Below are 19,951 nucleotides of genomic sequence, written 5' to 3'. Positions count from 1 at the left end.
TGATACCGTGCAGGCCGAGCGCGCCGATCCTGGGCCAGAGGTCGCGCGGGAACTGATTGCTGCGGTCGATTTCGGCGGCGCGCGGGGCGATTTCATTCTGCGAAAACGCATGCACCGTCTCGCGGATGGCGTCCGCAGTCTCGCCAAGATCGAAGTTGAACATCCGATGGGCGTTGGGAATCATGGCCGCCTCCCGGCGAATTAAACGTTGTTTCAAACAGACTTAGTACCCGGGCCTACACTTGTCACGCGGCGAAATACGCGCGCGCCGCCCAAGATGGGCCAGCACTGCGATGCGGCCAAATGCGCCCAACTCGCCCTTGCGCCGGGGCACGGCTCGGGATGTAATAGGGTAAAACATCACCCGTTCGGCATGCTTCGCACGGGGAATCAGGGAGAGCGGCTCATGCACGGAACCATCGATCTCGCCGGAGATTCTCATCTGCGCGCCGCGCGCGACACGGCACAGTCGATGCCGCTGACGGATTTCGATGTCGGCAATCCCGAACTGTTCCAGAACGATTCCTTCTGGCCGTATTTCGACCGGCTGCGCCGGGAAGACCCCGTGCATTACTGCAAGGACAGCATGTTCGGGCCGTACTGGTCGATAACCAAGTACAGCGACATCATGGACGTCGAGACCAATCACGCGGTGTTCTCGTCGGCATCGTCGCTTGGCGGCATCACCATTCGCGACGTCGCGCCGGACCTGCGCCGCGAAAGTTTCATCGCGATGGACCAGCCGCGCCACAGCGCGCAGCGCAAGACGGTGGCGCCGATGTTCACGCCGACGCATCTGGACCAGCTCGCGATCAACATCCGCAAGCGCTCCGCCGAATGCCTCGACAACCTTCCGAAGAACGAGGTGTTCGACTGGGTCGATCAGGTCTCGATCGAGCTCACCACACAGATGCTCGCCGTGCTGTTCGACTTCCCCTGGGAAGATCGCCGCAAGCTGACGCGCTGGTCCGACATCGCGACCACGATTCCGCATCTTGGCGGCCTGGTCGAGAGCGAGGACCAGCGGCAGGCCGAGTTGTTGGAATGCGCGACCTATTTCGCAAGACTGTGGAAGGAGCGCATCAGCCAGCCGCCGAAGAGCGACCTGTTGTCGATGATGGCGCATAGCGATGCTACGCGCGACATGGACCCGAAGAATTTTCTCGGCAATCTGATCCTGCTGATCGTCGGCGGCAACGACACCACCCGCAACACGCTGTCGGGCAGTGTCTATGCGCTGAACAAGAATCCGGATCAGTATCAGAAGCTCCGCGACAACCCCGAGCTGATCGACAGTTTCGTCCCCGAAGTGATCCGCTGGCAGACGCCGCTCGCGCACATGCGCCGCACCGCGCTGGAAGACATCGAATTCCGCGGGCGTCAGATCAGGAAGGGCGACAAGGTCGTGATGTGGTACGTCTCGGGCAACCGCGACGAGGAGGTGATCGAGCGTCCCTACGAGTTCATCATCGACCGCGCCCGCCCCCGCACCCATCTTTCCTTCGGTTTCGGCATCCACCGATGCGTCGGGATCAGGCTGGCAGAGTTGCAACTGAAGATTATCTGGGAAGAAATCCTCAAGCGGTACGATAATATTGAGGTGATCGGCGAACCGAAGCGGGTATATTCGAGTTTCGTCAAGGGCTACGAAACCCTGCCGGTCCGCATCGCCGCCTAGCCGCGCTCACGCTCATCCGGGATGATCGAACCATGAACGTTCAAACTGCCATCAGAGCCGACAGACAAGAGCTGCTGCGCGCCGCGCGCGAGGAGGCCTATTCGACGCCGCTGAAGGACTTTCATCCCGGTGCGCCGAAACGTTTTCAGAACGACACGCTGTGGCCGTGGTTCGAGCGGCTGCGCAAGGAAGAGCCGGTTCACTATTGCGAGAATTCGCCGATCGAGCCCTATTGGTCGGTGACCAAGTACAACGACATCATGCATGTCGACACCAACCACGGCATCTTCTCCTCCGATTCCACGCTCGGCGGCATCTCGATCCGCGACGTGCCGCCCGGCTACGACTACCCGAGCTTCATCGCGATGGACCAGCCCAGGCACTCGGCGCAGCGCAAGACGGTGTCGCCGATGTTCACGCCGACACATCTGGACGAGCTGGCAAAGCTGATCCGCGAGCGCTCGCAAAAGGTGCTGGACAATTTGCCGCGCAACGAGACCTTCAACTTCGTCGAGCGCGTCTCGATCGAACTGACCACGCAGATGCTGGCGACGCTGTTCGATTTCCCCTGGGAGGAGCGGCGCAAGCTGACGCGCTGGTCCGACGTCTCGACCGCGCTGCCCAAGAGCGGCGTGGTGGAATCGCCCGAGCAGCGGCGCCGGGAGATGGACGAATGCTACGCCTATTTCTCGAAGCTGTGGAACGAACGCGTCAACGCGCCGCCGAAGAACGACTTGCTGTCGATGATGGCGCACAGCGATGCGACGCGGCACATGGATCCCGACAATCTGATGGGCAACATCATCCTGCTCATCGTCGGCGGCAACGACACCACCCGCAACACCATGAGCGGCTCGGTGCTGGCGCTGAACGAGCACCCGGAGCAGTATCAGAAGCTGCACGACAATCCGGCGCTGATCGATTCCATGGTGCCGGAAGTGATCCGCTGGCAGACGCCGCTCGCCCATATGCGCCGCACCGCGTTGGTCGACACCGAAATCGGGGATAAGAAGATCAAAAAGGGCGACCGCGTGGTGATGTGGTACGTCTCGGGCAACCGCGACGAGGAAGGCATCGAGCGCCCCGATGAATTCATCATCGACCGCGCCCGCCCCCGCACCCATCTGTCGTTCGGCTTCGGCATCCACCGCTGCGTCGGCATGCGGCTTGCCGAGTTGCAGCTCAAGATCGTGTGGGAAGAAATGCTCAAACGCTTCGACCGCATCGAGGTGGTCGGCGAGCCGAAGCGGGTCTATTCAAGCTTCGTGCGCGGCATCGAGCAGTTGCCGGTCCGCATTCCGGGGTGAGCGGCGCACTCAACCCCGCCGATCACTACGTAAAAGAAAAAGCCGCCCAAGGCGGCTTCCAGATTCGATGCCTGATGATCGTGGATCAGGCAGAGATGCCCGCTGGCTGTGTCTTCCGGAAATATCCGAAAAAGCAGAACACCAATCTTCCCCACTTCAATATGTAGCGCGCAAGGGGCTTGCTTCAAGACCCCGGTCATCCCGTAGAACCGCTGGCCGACGCCACAACCTACGGGGGTCACGAAATGAGTGCATTTGTCGTCGAGCATGCGGTGGTCATCGTCGGAGGAGGTCCGACAGGGTTGATGTTGGCCGGCGAGTTGGCGTTGGCTGATATCGACGTCGCCATCGTCGAGCGGCGCCCTGACCAGGAGCTGGTCGGCTCGCGCGCGGGCGGTCTGCACGCACGCACCATCGAGGTTCTCGATCAGCGCGGAATTGCCGACCGGTTTCTCTCGCAGGGACAGGTGGCCCAGGTCGCAGGCTTCGCCTTGATCCGCTTGGACATCAGCGACTTCCCCACCCGGCACAATTACGGGCTCGCGCTATGGCAGAACCATATCGAGCGCATCCTCGCCGGCTGGGTCGGCGAGCTGGCGGTGCCGATCTATCGCGGACGTGAGGTGACTGATATCGCGCAGGACGACAGCGGCGTCGATGTCGCGCTGGCCGACGGCCAGTCGCTGAGGGCGAAATATCTCGTCGGGTGCGACGGCGGACGCAGTCTGATCCGCAAAGCAGCCGGCATCGACTTCCCCGGCTGGGATCCGACGACCAGCCACCTGATCGCCGAGGTCGAGATTGCCAAGGAGCCGGAATGGGGCATCCGCCACGACACCATCGGCATCCATGGCCTGAGCAGGTTGGAGGATGGCGGGCCGGTGCGGGTCATGGTGACCGAGCGGCACGTGGGATCCACCAGCGAACCCACGTTGCGCGATCTCAGCGAGGCGCTCATCGCCGTCTTCGGGACCGACTACGGGATCCACAGTCCGACCTCGATCTCCAGGTTCACCGATATGACCCGCCAGGCGGCGTCGTACCGCACGGGACGGGTGCTGCTGGCCGGCGATGCCGCGCATGTGCATTACCCCGCGGGAGGACAGGGCCTCAATATCGGCGTGCAGGATGCCGTGAATCTGGGATGGAAGCTGGCCCAGGTGGTCAAGCAGACGTCACCGGAAAGCCTGCTGGATACTTACCACGCCGAGCGCCACCCGGTCGGTGCCCGGGTGCTGCGCAACACGATGGCCCAAGTCGCGCTGATGCGTCGCCCAGACGACCGCATCAAGGCCTTGCAGAACACCATGTCCGAACTACTCGGCATGGACGAGCCCCGCAAACGCTTCGCCGCGATGATGTCCGGTCTGGACGTCCGCTACGATCTCGGCGAGGGACATCCGCTGCTCGGACGCCGCATGCCCGATCTCGACCTGGTCACCGCCAACGGCCCGCTGCGGGCATTTACTCTGATGCACGGCGCCCGCCCCGTGCTGCTCGACTTCGGCCATCCCGGCCGCCTCGACGTCACGCCGTGGGCGGATCGGGTCCAACTGATCAGCGCTGAATATGTTGGTACGTGGGAGCTGCCGGCAATCGGCGTAGTTGCTGCTCCCACCGCCGTGTTGATCAGGCCGGACGGATATGTCGCCTGGGTGGGAGAGCAAACCGAGCTCGGGCTCGCTGACGCGCTAACGACATGGTTCGGACCACCTGCCGCAGCGTAGCTGCAAAGGTTTTGCCGCGGCCGCTCGCTGATCCGCGGGCTGGCCGCCCATGTCCGCCCTGAATCGAAAGCTGACATCGTCTGGCTCACCCGAAACGTCGGCTTAGAGCCAGAAGCTGACGTGTGGCCAAGAGCTGGAGAGAGGACGGAAAGCAAACACCTCTTCGGGGTAGCCGTCAGGGGGAAAACGATAGCCCAGAGCCGGTGAACTTTGTCGCGGCTTGGGTTATACTCGGTCGTCACCGGTCCCGGCTTTTACAGGGTGACAGCTATGGGCACCGCAGCGGTTGAACGCAAGCTCGCTGCCATTGTGGCGGCCGACGTGGCCGGTTATTCGCGACTCATGGGAGCCGACGAGGAAGGCACTCACGCATCGTTCGTGGCGCATCTTCGGGAGCTGATCGAGCCGAAAATCCGGGAGCACCGCGGCCGCGTGGTCAAGACCACTGGTGACGGCTTCCTCGCCACCTTCGAGAGCGTTCTGGGCGCGGTCCGGTGCGCCGTCGAGGTGCAGCGCGGGATGGCCGAGCGGAATGCCAGCGTGCCGGAGCCGCAGCGCCTCGTGTTCCGGCTCGGCATCAACGCCGGCGACATGATGATCGATAGCGGAGACATTTATGGCGACGGCGTCAACATTGCAGCGCGGCTCGAGACCATGGCCGAGCCGGGGGGCATCTGCGTCTCCGCCCGCGTGCAGGAGGACGCGAGCGGGCGGCTCGACCTCGGCTTCGAAGACCTCGGCGAGCGGCAGCTCAAGAACATCGTCCGGCCGGTGCGGCTTTATCGCGTCATATTCGATCGACCCGAGGCGTCGGCAGGCGCCGTCGCAACTGGCACGCAACTGCCTAACCTCAGCGATCGCCCCACCTTTGCCGTTCTGCCGCTCGCCAACATGAGCGGCGACCCGGAGCAGGAATACTTTGCCGACGGTATAAGCGAGGATCTCATTACGGGGATTGCTACGTGGTGTCGTTTCCCGGTAATCGCCCGCAACTCGTCCTTCGTCTACAAGGGCCGTTCAATCGACATCAAGCAGGTCGGCCAGGAGCTCGGCGCCCGTTACGTGTTGGAAGGGAGCGTCCGCAAGGCCGGAAACCGGGTCCGCATCACTGCCCAGCTCATCGACGCGCTGACCGGGCACCACGTTTGGGCGGAGCGCTACGATCGCGAGCTCGGCGATCTGTTTGCGATTCAGGACGACATCACGACGAGCATCGCGGCTGCGGTCGAGCCGGAGATCATGGAAGTAGAGGAGCATCGGGCAACGACGCGCAGGAGCCTCACCGGCTACGATCTGGTCCAGCGCGGCAACTGGCACCTCTACAAATTCACCCCGGAAAGCATACCCGAGGCGCAGCGCCTGTTCACGGCCGCCATTGAGGCGGATCCCAACTATGCTCCGGCCTACGCCAGCATGGCCTACAGCAAGTACATTTCGGCGCAGTTTGGTGCGGACTTTGAGGCAACGCTGCAAAGCGCATTCGAGTACGCCCGCAAAGCAGTCGCCCTCGATGAGAAGGATGCGCGCGCGCACATGTTTTTCGCCCAAAGCTCGCTTTGGCTGCGCCGGCACGAGGAGGCCATAGCGGCGGCCCGTCAGGCGATTGCGCTCAATCCGAGTCTCGCGCACGCCTATTCGGTGCTTGGCTATGCGCTAGACTGCGTCGGCGAATTCGAGGAAGCGCTGAAGACCGTCGCGCATTCGTTTCGTTTGCGCCCGCACGATCGTACGGTCGGGCGCTGCATTCCAGCGATGGCCGTTGCCCACTACCAGCTCGGAGCGTATGCGGCCGCGGAGGAGACCGCCCGCCGCGCCGTGACCCTGACGCCACCCTACTGGCTCGGTCATCAGATGTTGGCCGCCAGTCGCGGGCAGCTCGGCCGCAAGGCTGACGCGGCGCAATGTGTCGCGGAAATCCGCCGCCGCGAGCCCGAGATCTCGCGAAGCGCGTATAGCGCGAGACTTCCGTTTCGAGAAGCCATCTACGCCCAGCGCATCGAAGAAGGTCTGGCGAAGGCTGGCTGGAGCGGCTGAGCGAGTCTCCCAGCTCAGGATTGGTCTAGTTTGGCAGGGAAGGAACGCCTGTGGCTGGGGCCTTGCGGATGTCTCACCTCAAGCCTTGAGTCCTCAGACCATGTCTGACGTCCGCATCGGGTCATTTGCGTCGTTCTGACTAGGGGTCGGCCACTTCCGGTTTGCCCTGACGAGCGAACTTCTTCGGAGTGCGTCGGCATGTCTCAAACGTGCCGGTTTTGCTGTAACAGTCGGGAGCAACGGATTGGGTTCGTAGCGCGCTTGTAGGAGCCGCAGCTTTGACGCGCTGCCCCCTGACGCCCTTACGAACAATTACGCGTCAGATTCCATATTGACCAAAACTTCCCCGGCGATGATTTCGGGGTCTCCAAGATTAAGGTCAAGCAGGCTTGCTTGAACAAACTCCAGTACCTTATCGTTCGCCGCATTGGCGCTTTCGCGGTCCTCGAATATCATTACAGCGATACCGACGCCTTCGCCCCCATCCACTACGTAATAAGATCTGAATCCGTGCGATTCCCTTAGGATCTGACCGATGCCGCTTTTGGCGCGGCGGGCAGCATCCGCAACCGAACGAACCTTGGTGTACTTTCGAATGAACATGTACATGAGGCCACCCATGCGTCTCAGCTCGAGCCCCAAGGCATCAAAGCATATTGGGCCGCTGCTGGACTAGGGCCTACTTCCGAGATGGGTCACACGCGGACCTTTGGCCCTGCCCTATCCTGTGTCTGTGCGACCCTCGAATGCGGACGTCGTCGCCGACAGCGTTCGATTCCGCTTTATGCCAGGAAGAGCATCGCCATCTGCTTGTGCAAGTCGACAACTCCATTCCGATGAGAATGCGCAATCGCACAAAGTAGGACCGCGACCAAACGCAACTGTCGCGCTGCCCCTTGACAAAAAAATTTGTCAATGTACGCTACCACCATGATCGATATCGAAGTGATCAGCGATCCGGCGGTTGCGGTTGCCGCCCTTGACCCTATCCGAAGCGCGTTGCTGGCCGAACTCGCAGAGCCCGCGTCGGCGGCGATCCTGGCGACGCGCCTGGGGCTACCTCGTCAGAAGGTGAACTATCATTTGCGCGCGCTCGAAGCCTGCAGGCTGGTCGAGGTCGCGGACGAACGGCAGTGGGGCGGATTGACCGAGCGGCTGCTGGTGTTATCGGCCAAGTCGTTCGTTGTTTCGCCGGAGGCGTTGGGCGCGGTCGCTGCCGATCCGAAGCGCAGCAAGGATCAGCTCGCGGCCAGCTATCTGATCGCCCTCGGCGCCCGGATCGTTCGCGAGGTCGGCGATCTCTGGAAACGCGCAACGAAAGCCGACAAGCAGCTTGCGACCCTGTCGATCGATGCAGAGATTCGCTTCGCCTCCCCCGCTGCCCGCGCTGCGTTCACGCGCGCGCTGACGCAGGCCATCACGGAGCTGGTCAGCCGCTACCACGATGCGGGCGCTCCGGGCGGCCGTGATCATCGATTGGTGATCTTGTCTCATCCCTTGCCTCAAACGTCTCACTGAAAGGACAGACCATGCCCGTGAAGAAGGAACCGTCTGGCCGTCGCAGCGTCGAAGCCACGGTTGAGGTCCCCGGCACACCCGAAGAGGTGTGGCAGGCGATCGCGACAGGTCCCGGCATCTCCTCGTGGTTTGTGCCGACGACGTTGGACGAGAAAGTTGGCGGCACTACCAAATCGAGCTTTGGCCCCGGAATGGATTCGGAGGCCACGATCACCGCGTGGGAGCCGGCCAGGCGTTTCGTCGCCGAATCGGAGGGAGGACCGCTCACGGTAGCCACCGAGTGGACCGTCGAAGCCAAGGGCGGCGGCACGTGTGTGGTGCGGGTCGTTCATAGCTGGTTCGCGGATAATGACGATTGGGATGGCCAGTTCGAAGGACACACCTACGGCTGGATCGCCTTCTTCCGCAACCTGCGGCGCTATCTGGAGAAGTTTCGCGGCCAGACGTCGACGATCGTGGCGCTTTCCGCGATGTCGAACGACAACGATGCCTGGGGCCGCCTGGTCGGCCCGCTCGGCCTGGCTGACGCAAGCGCCGGTGCGCGCTTCGCGACACAAGCTGGGACGCCAGAGCTACGCGGCATTGTGGAAGCCGTCGGTCCTCCGCAATGGCCCTTGGTGCAATTGCTGCTCGAGCACCCGGCACCCGCCCTCGCTCATCTCTTCGCGATGCCGATGGGAGGGTCGACCTTGCTGACGGTCCGTCTCTACCTCTACGGAGACGCCGGGCGCACCATGGCCAATCACGTCGAGGCCGATTGGCGGCGCTGGCTTGATCGCCAATTTCCACCACAGACGTAGCGGCTGACGGCGACGGTCATTCCAGCAGGCCACTAAGCAGCGTTAGCAAGCTGACGCGACATCGACAGGATGGCGTGCATAGTCTCGGCCGGTTGCAGCGTCGGATGCAGATGCGTGCCTTCCAGTCTTATTACCGGCCATCCCCGCCGTCGCGCTTCGAGGGTTGCGTGATCGTAAATGGGCGAGCATTGAATGAACCCGGCCGGAACGTGGTCCCAGCCGGCGAGTTCGATCGTATCGTCGAACCAATCGACCGTCAGCTTTGGTAGTCCGCGCTCGAACTCCGCGAAGGCGATCGGGTCTCTCGCCAGGAGGTCCAGGCCAACGAGGGATGTGCGCTTGATATCGCCCGCGAACCATCGTGACCAGATCGGAAGCGTTCCGTCGCTGGCTGCGATGCTTCTTATGAAATCCCGCAGAGCAGGCCGGACGGGCGGGGCAGCGCCTCGCGACGGCGGCACCTCTCCGTCAACGATCATAACGCCACGGCAGGGAAGCCTATGCGCGAGATCTGCGACCAGCACACTTGCGGAGCTATGACCGACCAATATCGGCTCGTGGCACGAGGTGATGCGCTGGAACAGGTGGGACGTCCATGCACGCCAAGGCGGCGGCGGCTGGTTGTCGAGTACGTCTGGAGTCTGGACATTATGTCCTGATTTCCGCAACTGCTCTGCTGTAGGCTCCCAGCTCGACGCCCGAACCAATGGACCGGGTACAAGAACGAAATTGAGGCTCATACGAATTCCGCAACCAAAATTATGAACGGCGCTATGATACGGCCCAGCGTTGCGAAGGCACAAGTTGGAAGGCCAACGAATGTCTATTGCTCGGCCTGTTGCCGTCGTTGTGCAATCAAGAATAGCGGAAGTGAGGCCATCTGGACCATGACTGCAAACACGACCAAGCCGATGCGCGACTGCTGGTAAAGGATACCGGCCGCAATGCTGCCGACGAGCCAACCGCCCCCATACCCCGTGTAAAACAGCCCAAACGCAAGATTTCGTCGCCCCTCGGGCAAGATGCCGGCAACAACCGCTTTCAGCAGCATGTCCTGAATGACCTGACCGACGCCCCATAGCGCCATCCCGAACAGCACGAGATAAAATCCACCGAGGAAGACGAATGGCGAAAACAGTGAGGTCACGAAGGTGGCGGCCAAGAGCACTGGCAGCCCGAAGCGGTCGTAGAGTTTGCCCAATGCCAGCGTGACCACGACGGCTATACCGGTTCCGAATGCCAGGAACAGCGGCACTCCGGTCTTGCCGACCAAGCCACTGGTGGAGAGGTGATACGCGATCAGCTCAAAACTCATGAGACCAGCGGCGAAACAAGCGCTGGCCGACATGTACAGCCAATAGGCCGAAGTGAATCCTCTTGCCTGCGCTTCACGTTGCTGCTCGAGGTCCGATGGGGCAGGAAATTGGATCCGCGCAAACGTCAGAGCGGCCAGCGCCAGCAGTGCCGGGATCAAGAGCAACGCATATCCGGTTCGATCATCTCCTTGCAGGAAAAACACCAGGGCGACCACGATCGGACCGAGCGTCCGTCCTGCGCTGTCCAGCGCGCCATGCACTGCGTAGACCCACCCGCGGCCGTGTTGCTTCGTCGCGTAAGACAGCATCGCCTCGATGATCGGCTTCCGGATGCCTCGCCCGATGCCCTGCAGAAGAATGAGTCCGAAGGCCAGCGGCCAATATCCGGCAAGTGCCATTGCGGGTACCGCAAGGAGGTTGAGAGCGTAGCCGATGGCGATGATGAGCCAATATTTCCCGGTCTTGTCGGCCAGATAGCCGGATATCCCGCGTATCGAGTACTGCACGGCCTCGCTGGCGCCTCCGGCAATACTGACGATGACGGCCCCCGCTTCGAGTGAGCCGAGGAACGGACCGTTCATGCTCGCCCCGCCGGAGTACGTCGTGTCGCCGAAGAAATCGACGACCCCCATCAAGAGCACGAAGGCAAAGGCGGGCGACAGCGAGCCAAGCAGGCGAGATCCGGACACGGCATTCATCTCCGAATGGTCCAGGCCGGTGCCTTCGTATCGACCAGATCCTTCCAACTCATCGCGGCGTGAACTGATCGAGATCGTGGATGCCCATATGTTGTTCCAGTTGAGCAACCCGGGCCGCCATCTTCTCGAAACCGTCCGCTCCGAACAGTTCGTGCTCCTTCTTCTCGAACGTCTCGGCCATCGCGTCGTACGCGTTCGAGGAGACCACGTCTTTCAGCTTCGGAAAGAGATCCGTGTCTTCGCGTGCGGCGTGCGGACGATACATTGTGATGAAGGACTGTATCGATGCAATGAGCTGCTTGCGGTCGTCGGCATTGGCGCGGCTGGACGGCGCCAGCCTGATGATCGTCTGGGTGACCCTCCGGCCCGCCTCGTGCTGGCGCAGCAGGGAATCGACCAGGTTGACCAGCTTCCCAGCTTCCCGGCTTCCCTGAAGCGCGGGAAAACATACTCCTCTTCGGACTTCTCATGATAGTTATTGATGAAGTCCCGGATGATCTCTGCCGATTGCGTGATCAGGGCCGGATCGAAATCCTCGTTTGAAGAAAACTTCAGGATCCCGGCTTCGTACAGCAGAAGCACCCGATCCAGCACCCCATGCTCCCGCATCAAATCCTCGGGAGGCGTGACCTGCTCTTCTTTCTTGCCTGTTACCACCTCCTTCAGCTTCTCGCCGACGCCCTTCTCCTCCGCTAAAGCAGGTCTCGTGAGCACGGCAGGGGCCGCCAGTGCCGCGGCCACGGCGCTTCCATACAAAAGCAAATCGCGCTTCCTTGGCATGATGATTTGCATGATGGACTCCTTGGAAAACCGCCGCTGGTGACCGGCGGACCTTCTGTCGGCCGCCGCCGACACTGGTCAGCGCCAAGCGCTTTCGTTCTTTTCGAAGACCCTGAATGCTATGACGCTGCCGAACGTCCGGGGGACCGTCCGGTAGCTTGCGCGTTAACGACCGGCGGCACTTCGCGTTCCAATTGCAAAATTCTGATAAAACAGACATGAAGTTCACAGATCTGCTTACCGGGTTCATCAGACCCGCACCGCCCCTATACAATTGCGGCATGACAGAAGTAGCCAGATGAGAATGCCGCACCCGGCCGTTTTGTTCTAAGCCAATCCTTAAAGCGCCTCGCATCGGCTCAGGCGAGCTTGATGTCCCAGAGGCCTTCTTCGCGGCAGGCGATCAGTTCGTCGCGAAGCAATTCGGTGACTAGCGCAATCGCAGTCGAGCCGGGATGATCGATGGGAGCAGCAAGCGTCAGTTCGCGCATCGGCGACGGCTTTGATATCGCCGCGGTTTCCAGCCGGCCGCCGGCGACTTCGTGGCGCACCGAAGACGGCGGCAGCAGCGTATATCCAAGCCCTTCCTCGACAAGGCTGGTCAGCACGCGGAAGGAATCGGCTTCCAGCTTGACGTCGAGCTTGATTTTCTTCTTCGCCGCCGCCTGCTCGATCAGCGCCCGGAGCCCATGCGAATGACTGGGCAGCACGAGACGCTGCTTCAGCAGCCAGCCGATATCGACCTGCTTCCGCTCGGACAGTCCGCTGCCGCGCGGCCCGACGGCGACGATGGGATCGCGGCCGAGGCTTTGCACGGAAAGATGCAGGTCGCTCGACGGCCCGTAGATCAGCGCCAGATCCATCTCGCCGCGGTGCAGCCATTCGGTCAGATGGCCGCTGTAGCTTTCGACAATGCAGAGCGAGATGCCCGGATACTTGTCGACGGTGCGCCGCGCGAGCCGCGCCGAAATCACGTAGCTCACGGTCGGCACCAGCCCAAGCACCACCCGGCCCGAGGGCGGGCCGCCGGCGGACTGGATCTCGTCGCGCACCTGGTCGATCTGCCGGACGATGCCGGCGGTGCGCGCCAGCAGCAGCCGGCCGGCGTCCGTCAGCACCATGCCGCGGCCGTTCCGCGTGAACAGCTCGGCCCGCAATTCATGCTCGAGCAGCTTGATCTGGCGGCTCAGCGCTGGCTGCGCCACCCGCAGCGTATCGGAGGCCTTGCTGAGGCTGCCGAGCTCCGCCACGCAACTGAAGGTCCTGAGCTGCCGGATATCCATTGCTTGCCAATCTTCGAAGGCAGGTTCATACGCTATAACAATTCAGCATAGGTGCCCAGCCGCCGTTTCACAACGTTCCGCACCCTTAAGCAATTGACATCAACCCGCATCCATCGCCAGAAAACCCAATGACCGCACAAGAACAACAAGACGAATTCCACGACATCCGCGACGCCGTCGCAAAGCTCTGCGCCCAGTTCCCCGGCGAATACTGGCGCAAGCTCGACCGCCAGATGGCGTACCCGAAGGAGTTCGTCGATGCGCTCACCGAGGCCGGCTATCTCTCGGTCCTGATCCCCGAGGAGTATGGCGGCTCCGGGCTGAAGCTGTCGGCCGCGGCCGCGATCCTGGAAGAGATCCAGCGCGCTGGCTGCAATGGCGGCGGCTGCCACGCCCAGATGTACACGATGGGCACCGTGCTGCGGCACGGCAGCGATGCCCAGAAGGCGAAATACCTGCCCGGAATCGCCAGCGGCAAATTGCGGTTGCAGGCGTTCGGCGTCACCGAGCCGACCAGCGGCACCGACACCTCCTCGCTGAAGACCGTCGCCAGGCGCGATGGCGACCACTACATCGTCAACGGCCAGAAGATCTGGACCAGCCGCGCCGAACATTCCGACCTGATGATCCTGCTCGCGCGCACCACGCCGAAGGAGCAGGCCAAGAAGCGCACCGACGGGCTTTCGGTGTTCATCGTCGACATGCGCGAGGTGAAGGGCAAGGGCCTCGAAATCCGCCCGATCCGCACCATGATGAACCACGCCACGACCGAAGTGTTCTTCACGGACATGCGGGTGCCGGCCGAAAACCTGATCGGCGACGAGGGCAAGGGCTTTCGCTACATCCTCTCCGGCATGAACGCCGAGCGCATTCTCATTGCGGCCGAATGCATCGGCGACGCCAAATGGTTCATCGCGAAAGCCACCGCCTACGCGAAAGAGCGCGCCGTGTTCGGCCGTCCGATCGGCCAGAACCAGGGCATCCAGTTTCCGATTGCAAAAGCCTACGCTTCCATGCGTGCGGCGGAGCTGATGGTGAAGGAAGCCACCCGCAAATATGAGGCCGGGCTCGACTGCGGCGCCGAGGCCAACATGGCCAAGATGCTGGCGGCGGATGCGTCGTGGGAAGCGGCGAACGCCTGCGTGCAGACCCATGGCGGCTTCGGCTTTGCGGAAGAATACGACGTCGAGCGCAAGTTCCGCGAAACGCGGCTCTATCAAGTCGCGCCGATCTCGACCAATCTGATCCTGTCCTACGTCGCCGAGCACGTGCTCGGTCTGCCCCGCTCCTACTGAGGACGTCAGATGCTGCCGTTGGAAGGATTGATCGTCGTCTCCGTCGAACAGGCGGTTGCAGCCCCGTTCTGTAGCTCCAGGCTCGCGGATGCCGGCGCGCACGTCGTCAAGGTCGAACGGCCCGAGGGCGATTTCGCCCGCGGTTATGATGCCGCTGCCAAGGGACAGAGCAGCTATTTCGTCTGGCTCAACCGCGGCAAGAATTCGCACGTGATCGACCTCGCCACCAAAGAGGGCCGCGCTGAACTCGAAGAGCTGATCGCAAGCGCCGACGTGCTGCTGCAGAACCTCAAGCCCGGCTCGATGGACAAGCTCGGCTTCTCGCTGGAGCGTCTGAAGAAGGATTATCCCGCGCTGATCTGCTGCACCATCTCCGGCTATGGCGACGAGGGCCCCTACGCGGACCGCAAGGCCTATGACCTCCTGATCCAGGCCGAGAGCGGACTTGCCTCGATCACCGGCGGGCCCGAGGGCCCGTCGCGCGTCGGCATCTCCGTCGTCGATATCGCCACCGGCGCCACCGCGCATGCCGCGATCCTCGAGGCGCTGATTGCGCGGGGACGCACGGGCCGGGGCGCCGATATCCGCATCTCGATGTTCGACGTGATGGCGGACTGGATGGCGGTGCCGCTGATCAATTCGGAAGCCGGCAATCCGCCGAAGCGGATGGCACTGGCCCATCCCTCGATCGCGCCCTATGGCGTGTTCAATTCCAGGGACGGCAAGGGCATTCTGATTTCGATCCAGAGCGAGCGCGAGTGGAAGAAGCTCTGCGCGGAAGTCCTAGATCAGCCCGACCTGCCCAATGATCCCCGCTTTGCCAACATGGTCGAGCGCGTGCGCAACCGCCAGCTCACAGACAAGACGGTCTCAGATAGTTTCGCCTCGATGACGCGCGTCGAACTCTTAAAGCGCCTCGACGCCGCCGACATCGCGTTCGCCGAGGTCAACACCATGGCCGATCTCTCGGTGCATCCGCATCTGCGCCGCATCGAGGTTGACACGCCGAACGGCAAGGTGAGTTACGCAGCCCCCGCCGCGATTTTCGTCGACGAGCCCAGGCACTATGGCGCGGTGCCCGCCATCGGCGACCACGTCGAACTTCCCAAAGCTCCACGTATCAGGAGCCGCCAGTCATGACAGAAGCTCTCAACCTCGATCATCTGCGCCAATGGATCGGCCGCAGCACGGAAGCGTCAGACATCGTCACCGCGCAACTCGTGAAGGGCCTACGCGCAACCCTGTTCCAGGACATCGGCGACCCGAAGCCCGGCGATGCCGCGCCGTGGACCACGCATTGGTGCCTGGCGCAGCCGGTATTTCCGATGTCGCAGCTCGGTCCCGACGGCCACCCGACCCGCGGCGGCTTCCTGCCGCCGGTGCCGCTGCCGCGCCGGATGTGGGCCGGCGGCGAAATCGAATTCCTCCAGCCGTTGCGTGTCGGTGATGAATCGACGCGCACCTCGCGCATTTCAGATGTGACGATGAAGACCGGCTCGACCGGCCCGCTGTGCTTCGTTTCCGTCGAACACACGGTGACGACGCCGCGCGGGGTTGCCATCCGCGAACGGCAGGACATCGTCTATCGCGACATGGGGAACGCTGCCGTCGCTTCGCCGCCGAAAGCCGCTCCGCCGCCGGTCGCACGGCATCGCGAAACCCATGTCAGCGATCCCGTGCTGCTGTTTCGCTATTCGGCGCTGACCTTCAACGGCCACCGTATTCACTACGACCGCGACTACGTTACCAAGGTCGAGGGCTATCCGGGCCTGATCTTCCACGGCCCCCTGCAGGCGGCGCTGATCGTCGAATTCGCTGCAAAACTTCACGGCGACAGCGCGCCGAAGAAGTTCAGCTATCGCGGCGTGCAGCCGCTGTTCGAAGGTGGCGAATTCTCCATCAACGCCAATGAAACCCACGCTGGCATGGAGCTGTGGATCGCGAATGCGGAAGGACAGCCGACGATGAAGGGCACGGCGACGTGGTGAGGTGTGCGCACCGTCATTCCGGGCTGGTGCGATAGCACCAGACCCGGAATCTCGAGATTCCGGGTTCGATGCTTCGCATCGACCCGGAATGACGGAGTAAGCAGTTAGCTCTGGGAGTCCCAATGTCGTCCCGCAAACCAGCCAAACCCGCCGCCGCCTCCCTCACCGTCAAGGACGCCACCTTCAGCCTGCTGCGCGCGTTCGGCATCAAGCGCGTGTTTGGCAATCCCGGATCCACCGAACTGCCCTTCCTCAGCGACTGGCCCGACGACATCGACTACGTGCTCGGCCTGCAGGAGGCTTCCGTCGTCGGCATGGCCGATGGTTATGCGCAGGCGACCCGCAATGCCGGCTTCGTCAATCTGCATTCCGGCGCCGGCGTCGGCAATGCGCTCGGCAATATCTATACCGCCCACCGCAACCAGACGCCGCTCGTCATCACCGCAGGCCAGCAGGCGCGCTCGATCTTGCCGCTGCAGGCTTTCCTCTATGCCGAGCGCGCCTCCGAATTCCCGCGGCCCTATGTCAAATACAGCGTCGAGCCGGCGCGCGCTGAAGATGTGCCGGCCGCGATCGCGCGCGCCTATTACGTCGCGATGCAGCCGCCCTGTGGACCGACCTTCGTCTCGATTCCGATCGACGACTGGACACGCCCGACCCAACCGGTCGAGGCCCGCCACGTCAGCCGTGAGCTCGGCCCCGACCCGCAAGCCATGAACGCGCTGGTCGCAGCACTCGCAGCCAGCAAGCGCCCCGCCTTCGTCGCCGGCCCGGCCGTCGACCGTGCCGAGGCGGTCGATCTCATGGTGAGGGTCGCGGAGAAGGCGAAGGCTGCCGTCTGGGTCAGCCCGTTCTCGGCGCGCTGCTCGTTCCCGGAACGTCATCCGCAGTTTGCAGGCTTCCTGCACGCCTCGCCGGGACAGCTATCGGACGCGCTGCGCGAGCATGACCTCGTGGTCGTCATCGGCGCGCCGGTGTTCACCTTCCATGTCGAGGGCCATGCCGCGATCTTCGACGGCGCCACCACGATCTTCCAGATCACCGACGATCCGGATGCCGCCGCGGTCACGCCGTCAGGCGCCAGCATCGTCGCCACCATGAAACCGGCGCTTTCGATGTTGCTCGACCTGCTGCCCGAAACCGCGCGCGCGATGCCGGCGGGCCGCGTGTTGCCGCCGGCGCCAGCGGCGGCCGATCCGCTCCCGGTCGAATTCCTGCTGTATCAGCTCTCGGAAGCCATGCCCGACAATGCAGCACTGGTGGAGGAAGCGCCCTCGCACCGCCCGGCGATGCAAAGGTTCATGCCGATGCGCGGCCAGGACAGTTTTTACACCATGGCGAGCGGCGGCCTCGGCTACAGCCTGCCTGCCGCGGTCGGCATCGCGCTCGGACGCCCCGGCGTCCGTACCGTCTGCCTGATCGGCGACGGCTCGGCGATGTATTCGATCCAGGCGCTGTGGACCGCGGCGCAGCGCAGGCTGCCGCTCACCGTCATGGTCATCAACAACGCCGGCTACGGCGCGATGCGCTCGTTCAGCCAGGTCATGCAGGTGCGAAACGTGCCCGGCCTCGAACTGCCCGGCATCGATTTCGTCAAACTCGCGGAAAGCATGGGCTGCCACGCCGTGCGGGTGACGAAATCATCCGAGCTCGCGGGCGCGCTCAAGCACGGGCTCTCGCATGCCGGCACCAGCCTAATCGAGGTGATGGTCGATTCCGCCGTTCCGCTGCTCTACGCGCAGAAGGGGTGAGCGAAGCTCTCTCCCCGTCATTGCGAGGAGCGAAGCGACGAGCAATCCATCTCTCCTCGTGCGGTGAGATGGATTGCTTCGCTTCGCTCGCAATGACGGAGGAAGCGCACGAGCGCCCCTCATCCTGAGGAGGCGCGGAGCGCCGTCTCGAAGGATGAGGCCCGTGTTGTGGCCTCATGGTTCGAGACACGCGGAGCTTGTCATCGGCCGCTGCGCGCGGACCCGGTGGCGCTCCTGAGGGTCAAACTACTTCCCGTAAGCTTCCCGCATCTTAGCCTGGATCTTCGCCATGCCCGCGATCCAGCGGTCGTAGTTCTCGGTCTTCTTGCGCATGTAGCCAAGCACCTGCGGGTGCGGCAGGATCACAAAGGTTTCCTCTTCCAGCCCCTTCAGCACGTCCTGCGCCACCTGCTCCGGCGTCAGATCGCCGTCGCCCGATTGCGGGCCCTTCGGGATCGAGCGCAGCATGTTGGTGTCGACGCCCTGCGGGCACAGGATCGAAACCTTGATGTTGTCGGCCTTGTGCGAGATCGCGAGATTCTCGGCAAAGCCGACTGCGGCATGCTTGGTGGTCGAATAGGCCGGACTGCCGACCTGCGACAATAGTCCCGCCGCCGAGATCGTGTTGAGGAAATAGCCGCCACCGCGCGCCTTCATGCGCGGGATCAAATGCCGCGCCGCATAGACATGGGCCATCACATGAACGGCCCAGCTTCGCTGCCACGGTTCGTCGGAGTTTCCGCCGGCATTCACCGATAGTGGATCGAAACCGCCGCCGATGCCGGCATTGGAGCAGAACAGCGCAATCGGGCCGAATTGATGCTCGGTCTCCTCGATCACGTGATGAACGTCCTTCTCTTTTCCCACATCGCATTTGAAGGCCGCCCCACTGATCGGAGTGGCGACGGCTCGTGCGCCATCGGGATCGATATCGGCGACAACGACCTTGGCAGCGCCTGCACGATGAAAGGCCTCGCACATCGCCTTCCCGATGCCGTTGCCGCCGCCGGTGACAACCACGACTTTGCCCGTCACCTGCATGGCCGCTCTCCCCGATATGATGATCCTACGTCAAGATCATCATATCGAGAATAGCCGTATAATGGCAGGCGGCGCCGAGCAAGACGAAGCCGTGCCAGATCGCGTTCTGGAAGCGCAATCGCTGCCAGGAATGGAAGATTACCCCAAGGCTATAGAGCACGCCGCCCGCCACCAAAAAGCCCAGCGCCAGCGGCGGCACCGCCTTCACCACGGCGTCGTAAAGCGTGACGCCGCTCCAGCCCAAAGCGAGATAGAGGCCGACCGCCAAACGATCGTATCGCCCCGGCAGCGCCAGCTTCAGCACCACACCGGCGATCGCGATGCACCACACCCCGGTCAGCAGCGCGATCGCGAGATAGCTGTCCCGCAGTTCCACGATGAACGGGGTATAGGTCGCGGCGATCAAGAGATAGATCGCCGAATGATCGAAGCGGCGCAGCACCCATTTGGCGCGCGACACCGGCCAGAGATTATAGACCGCCGACAATGTCAGCATCGCGAGCAGGCCTGCGACGTAGACCGATACCACTGTAATCTCGAACGCACCGGCATAGACCGCCGTCAGCACGATCAGGGCGGTGGCGGCGATGAGCCCGAAACAGACGCCGACGATATGCACGACGCCGTCGGCGATCAGCTCGGCGCGGTCGTAGTTCCAATGCATGGCGCCAGCCGCCGCATGGATGGATGTCGAGGCGATTTGTTTCAGTCTGAAGATGGTCATGCAGGTCCGCA

Annotated in this window: 19 protein-coding genes; 11 read left to right on the top strand and 8 right to left on the bottom strand. The window is 62.8% G+C overall.

Going from position 1 to position 19,951, the window contains the following annotated elements:
- Positions 1 to 184: acyl-CoA dehydrogenase family protein (locus tag LMTR3_RS01565; RefSeq protein ID WP_176721801.1), on the bottom strand; the 184-nt coding region annotated here is incomplete at its 3' end.
- A 222-nt stretch (positions 185 to 406) separates the two neighbouring features.
- Between LMTR3_RS01565 and LMTR3_RS01560 the strand changes: the two genes are divergently transcribed.
- From LMTR3_RS01560 to LMTR3_RS01545, 5 genes are all read left to right on the top strand, one after another.
- On the top strand, positions 407 to 1,678 hold the full coding sequence (locus LMTR3_RS01560) for a cytochrome P450 (protein ID WP_065743313.1): 1,272 nt from the start codon (positions 407 to 409) through the stop codon (positions 1,676 to 1,678).
- A 32-nt stretch (positions 1,679 to 1,710) separates the two neighbouring features.
- Positions 1,711 to 2,985, top strand: coding sequence for a cytochrome P450 (locus LMTR3_RS01555; protein ID WP_065743312.1), 1,275 nt, complete (start codon positions 1,711 to 1,713; stop codon positions 2,983 to 2,985).
- Positions 2,982 to 3,152, top strand: a complete 171-nt coding sequence (locus LMTR3_RS38860; protein ID WP_210184668.1) for a hypothetical protein — start codon at positions 2,982 to 2,984, stop codon at positions 3,150 to 3,152. The genes LMTR3_RS01555 and LMTR3_RS38860 overlap by 4 nt, the downstream gene beginning before the upstream one ends.
- 78 nt (positions 3,153 to 3,230) lie before the next feature.
- A complete protein-coding gene (locus tag LMTR3_RS01550) occupies positions 3,231 to 4,712 on the top strand; it encodes an FAD-dependent monooxygenase (RefSeq protein WP_065743311.1) in 1,482 nt (493 codons plus the stop codon).
- A gap of 270 nt (positions 4,713 to 4,982) precedes the next feature.
- Positions 4,983 to 6,746 carry an adenylate/guanylate cyclase domain-containing protein gene (locus LMTR3_RS01545; RefSeq protein ID WP_065743310.1) on the top strand — a complete coding sequence of 588 codons (1,764 nt, stop codon included), beginning with the start codon at positions 4,983 to 4,985 and terminating at the stop codon, positions 6,744 to 6,746.
- A gap of 312 nt (positions 6,747 to 7,058) precedes the next feature.
- On the opposite strand, the gene LMTR3_RS01540 is transcribed toward LMTR3_RS01545, so the two are convergent.
- Positions 7,059 to 7,355 (bottom strand): hypothetical protein, encoded by a 297-nt coding sequence (locus LMTR3_RS01540; protein ID WP_065743360.1) that lies wholly within the window; start codon positions 7,353 to 7,355, stop codon positions 7,059 to 7,061.
- Positions 7,356 to 7,661: 306 nt separating this feature from the next.
- Between LMTR3_RS01540 and LMTR3_RS01535 the strand changes: the two genes are divergently transcribed.
- A complete protein-coding gene (locus LMTR3_RS01535) occupies positions 7,662 to 8,264 on the top strand; it encodes a winged helix-turn-helix domain-containing protein (protein ID WP_245319688.1) in 603 nt (200 codons plus the stop codon).
- Between the two features lie 11 nt (positions 8,265 to 8,275).
- Positions 8,276 to 9,064 (top strand): SRPBCC family protein, encoded by a 789-nt coding sequence (locus tag LMTR3_RS01530; RefSeq protein WP_065743308.1) that lies wholly within the window; start codon positions 8,276 to 8,278, stop codon positions 9,062 to 9,064.
- Between the two features lie 32 nt (positions 9,065 to 9,096).
- Here the strand turns inward: LMTR3_RS01530 and LMTR3_RS39955 are convergent, their stop codons facing one another.
- The 4 genes from LMTR3_RS39955 to LMTR3_RS01510 form a co-directional block, all read right to left on the bottom strand.
- Complete coding sequence (locus LMTR3_RS39955) at positions 9,097 to 9,543, bottom strand: hypothetical protein (protein WP_349643785.1); 447 nt, start codon at positions 9,541 to 9,543, stop codon at positions 9,097 to 9,099.
- Between the two features lie 344 nt (positions 9,544 to 9,887).
- Complete coding sequence (locus LMTR3_RS01520; protein WP_245319687.1) at positions 9,888 to 11,012, bottom strand: MFS transporter; 1,125 nt, start codon at positions 11,010 to 11,012, stop codon at positions 9,888 to 9,890.
- Positions 11,013 to 11,127: 115 nt separating this feature from the next.
- Entirely contained in the window at positions 11,128 to 11,463 is a 336-nt protein-coding gene (locus LMTR3_RS40175) for a hemerythrin domain-containing protein (RefSeq protein WP_502686591.1), read from the bottom strand.
- A gap of 754 nt (positions 11,464 to 12,217) precedes the next feature.
- Positions 12,218 to 13,141: a LysR family transcriptional regulator gene (locus tag LMTR3_RS01510; RefSeq protein ID WP_065743306.1), complete on the bottom strand. Its 924-nt coding sequence runs from the start codon at positions 13,139 to 13,141 to the stop codon at positions 12,218 to 12,220.
- Between the two features lie 128 nt (positions 13,142 to 13,269).
- Between LMTR3_RS01510 and LMTR3_RS01505 the strand changes: the two genes are divergently transcribed.
- From LMTR3_RS01505 to mdlC, 4 genes are all read left to right on the top strand, one after another.
- Complete coding sequence (locus LMTR3_RS01505) at positions 13,270 to 14,436, top strand: acyl-CoA dehydrogenase family protein (RefSeq protein ID WP_065743305.1); 1,167 nt, start codon at positions 13,270 to 13,272, stop codon at positions 14,434 to 14,436.
- 9 nt (positions 14,437 to 14,445) lie between these two features.
- Positions 14,446 to 15,576, top strand: a complete 1,131-nt coding sequence (locus LMTR3_RS01500; protein WP_065743304.1) for a CaiB/BaiF CoA transferase family protein — start codon at positions 14,446 to 14,448, stop codon at positions 15,574 to 15,576.
- On the top strand, positions 15,573 to 16,424 hold the full coding sequence (locus tag LMTR3_RS01495; RefSeq protein WP_065743303.1) for an HTD2 family dehydratase: 852 nt from the start codon (positions 15,573 to 15,575) through the stop codon (positions 16,422 to 16,424). Before LMTR3_RS01500 ends, LMTR3_RS01495 begins: the two co-directional genes overlap by 4 nt.
- 122 nt (positions 16,425 to 16,546) lie before the next feature.
- The gene (gene mdlC / locus LMTR3_RS01490) at positions 16,547 to 18,175 is read left to right on the top strand and encodes a benzoylformate decarboxylase (protein ID WP_065743302.1); all 1,629 of its coding nucleotides are present in this window, start codon (positions 16,547 to 16,549) and stop codon (positions 18,173 to 18,175) included.
- A gap of 246 nt (positions 18,176 to 18,421) precedes the next feature.
- On the opposite strand, the gene LMTR3_RS01485 is transcribed toward mdlC, so the two are convergent.
- Entirely contained in the window at positions 18,422 to 19,216 is a 795-nt protein-coding gene (locus LMTR3_RS01485) for an SDR family oxidoreductase (protein ID WP_065743301.1), read from the bottom strand.
- A gap of 25 nt (positions 19,217 to 19,241) precedes the next feature.
- Positions 19,242 to 19,940, bottom strand: a complete 699-nt coding sequence (gene trhA, locus LMTR3_RS01480; RefSeq protein WP_065743300.1) for a PAQR family membrane homeostasis protein TrhA — start codon at positions 19,938 to 19,940, stop codon at positions 19,242 to 19,244.
- Between the last annotated feature and the right edge of the window lie 11 nt (positions 19,941 to 19,951).

Source organism: Bradyrhizobium sp. LMTR 3 (genome assembly GCF_001693485.1).
Classification (GTDB): Bacteria; Pseudomonadota; Alphaproteobacteria; order Rhizobiales; family Xanthobacteraceae; genus Bradyrhizobium.
Note: the sequence above shows the minus strand (reverse complement) of the source record. Positions and strands in the feature narration are given on the sequence as shown.

Excerpts from the sequence above, each read along its gene's own strand:
- LMTR3_RS01560 (WP_065743313.1), top strand. The coding sequence starts at position 407 with ATGCACGGAACCATCGATCTCGCCGGAGATTCTCATCTGCGCGCCGCG.
- LMTR3_RS01555 (WP_065743312.1), top strand. The coding sequence starts at position 1,711 with ATGAACGTTCAAACTGCCATCAGAGCCGACAGACAAGAGCTGCTGCGC.
- LMTR3_RS01550 (WP_065743311.1), top strand. The coding sequence starts at position 3,231 with ATGAGTGCATTTGTCGTCGAGCATGCGGTGGTCATCGTCGGAGGAGGT.
- LMTR3_RS01545 (WP_065743310.1), top strand. The coding sequence starts at position 4,983 with ATGGGCACCGCAGCGGTTGAACGCAAGCTCGCTGCCATTGTGGCGGCC.
- LMTR3_RS01540 (WP_065743360.1), bottom strand. The coding sequence starts at position 7,355 with ATGTACATGTTCATTCGAAAGTACACCAAGGTTCGTTCGGTTGCGGAT.
- LMTR3_RS01535 (WP_245319688.1), top strand. The coding sequence starts at position 7,662 with ATGTACGCTACCACCATGATCGATATCGAAGTGATCAGCGATCCGGCG.
- LMTR3_RS01530 (WP_065743308.1), top strand. The coding sequence starts at position 8,276 with ATGCCCGTGAAGAAGGAACCGTCTGGCCGTCGCAGCGTCGAAGCCACG.
- LMTR3_RS39955 (WP_349643785.1), bottom strand. The coding sequence starts at position 9,543 with ATGATCGTTGACGGAGAGGTGCCGCCGTCGCGAGGCGCTGCCCCGCCC.
- LMTR3_RS01520 (WP_245319687.1), bottom strand. The coding sequence starts at position 11,012 with ATGGGGGTCGTCGATTTCTTCGGCGACACGACGTACTCCGGCGGGGCG.
- LMTR3_RS01510 (WP_065743306.1), bottom strand. The coding sequence starts at position 13,141 with ATGGATATCCGGCAGCTCAGGACCTTCAGTTGCGTGGCGGAGCTCGGC.
- LMTR3_RS01505 (WP_065743305.1), top strand. The coding sequence starts at position 13,270 with ATGACCGCACAAGAACAACAAGACGAATTCCACGACATCCGCGACGCC.
- LMTR3_RS01500 (WP_065743304.1), top strand. The coding sequence starts at position 14,446 with ATGCTGCCGTTGGAAGGATTGATCGTCGTCTCCGTCGAACAGGCGGTT.
- LMTR3_RS01495 (WP_065743303.1), top strand. The coding sequence starts at position 15,573 with ATGACAGAAGCTCTCAACCTCGATCATCTGCGCCAATGGATCGGCCGC.
- mdlC (WP_065743302.1), top strand. The coding sequence starts at position 16,547 with ATGTCGTCCCGCAAACCAGCCAAACCCGCCGCCGCCTCCCTCACCGTC.
- LMTR3_RS01485 (WP_065743301.1), bottom strand. The coding sequence starts at position 19,216 with ATGCAGGTGACGGGCAAAGTCGTGGTTGTCACCGGCGGCGGCAACGGC.
- trhA (WP_065743300.1), bottom strand. The coding sequence starts at position 19,940 with ATGACCATCTTCAGACTGAAACAAATCGCCTCGACATCCATCCATGCG.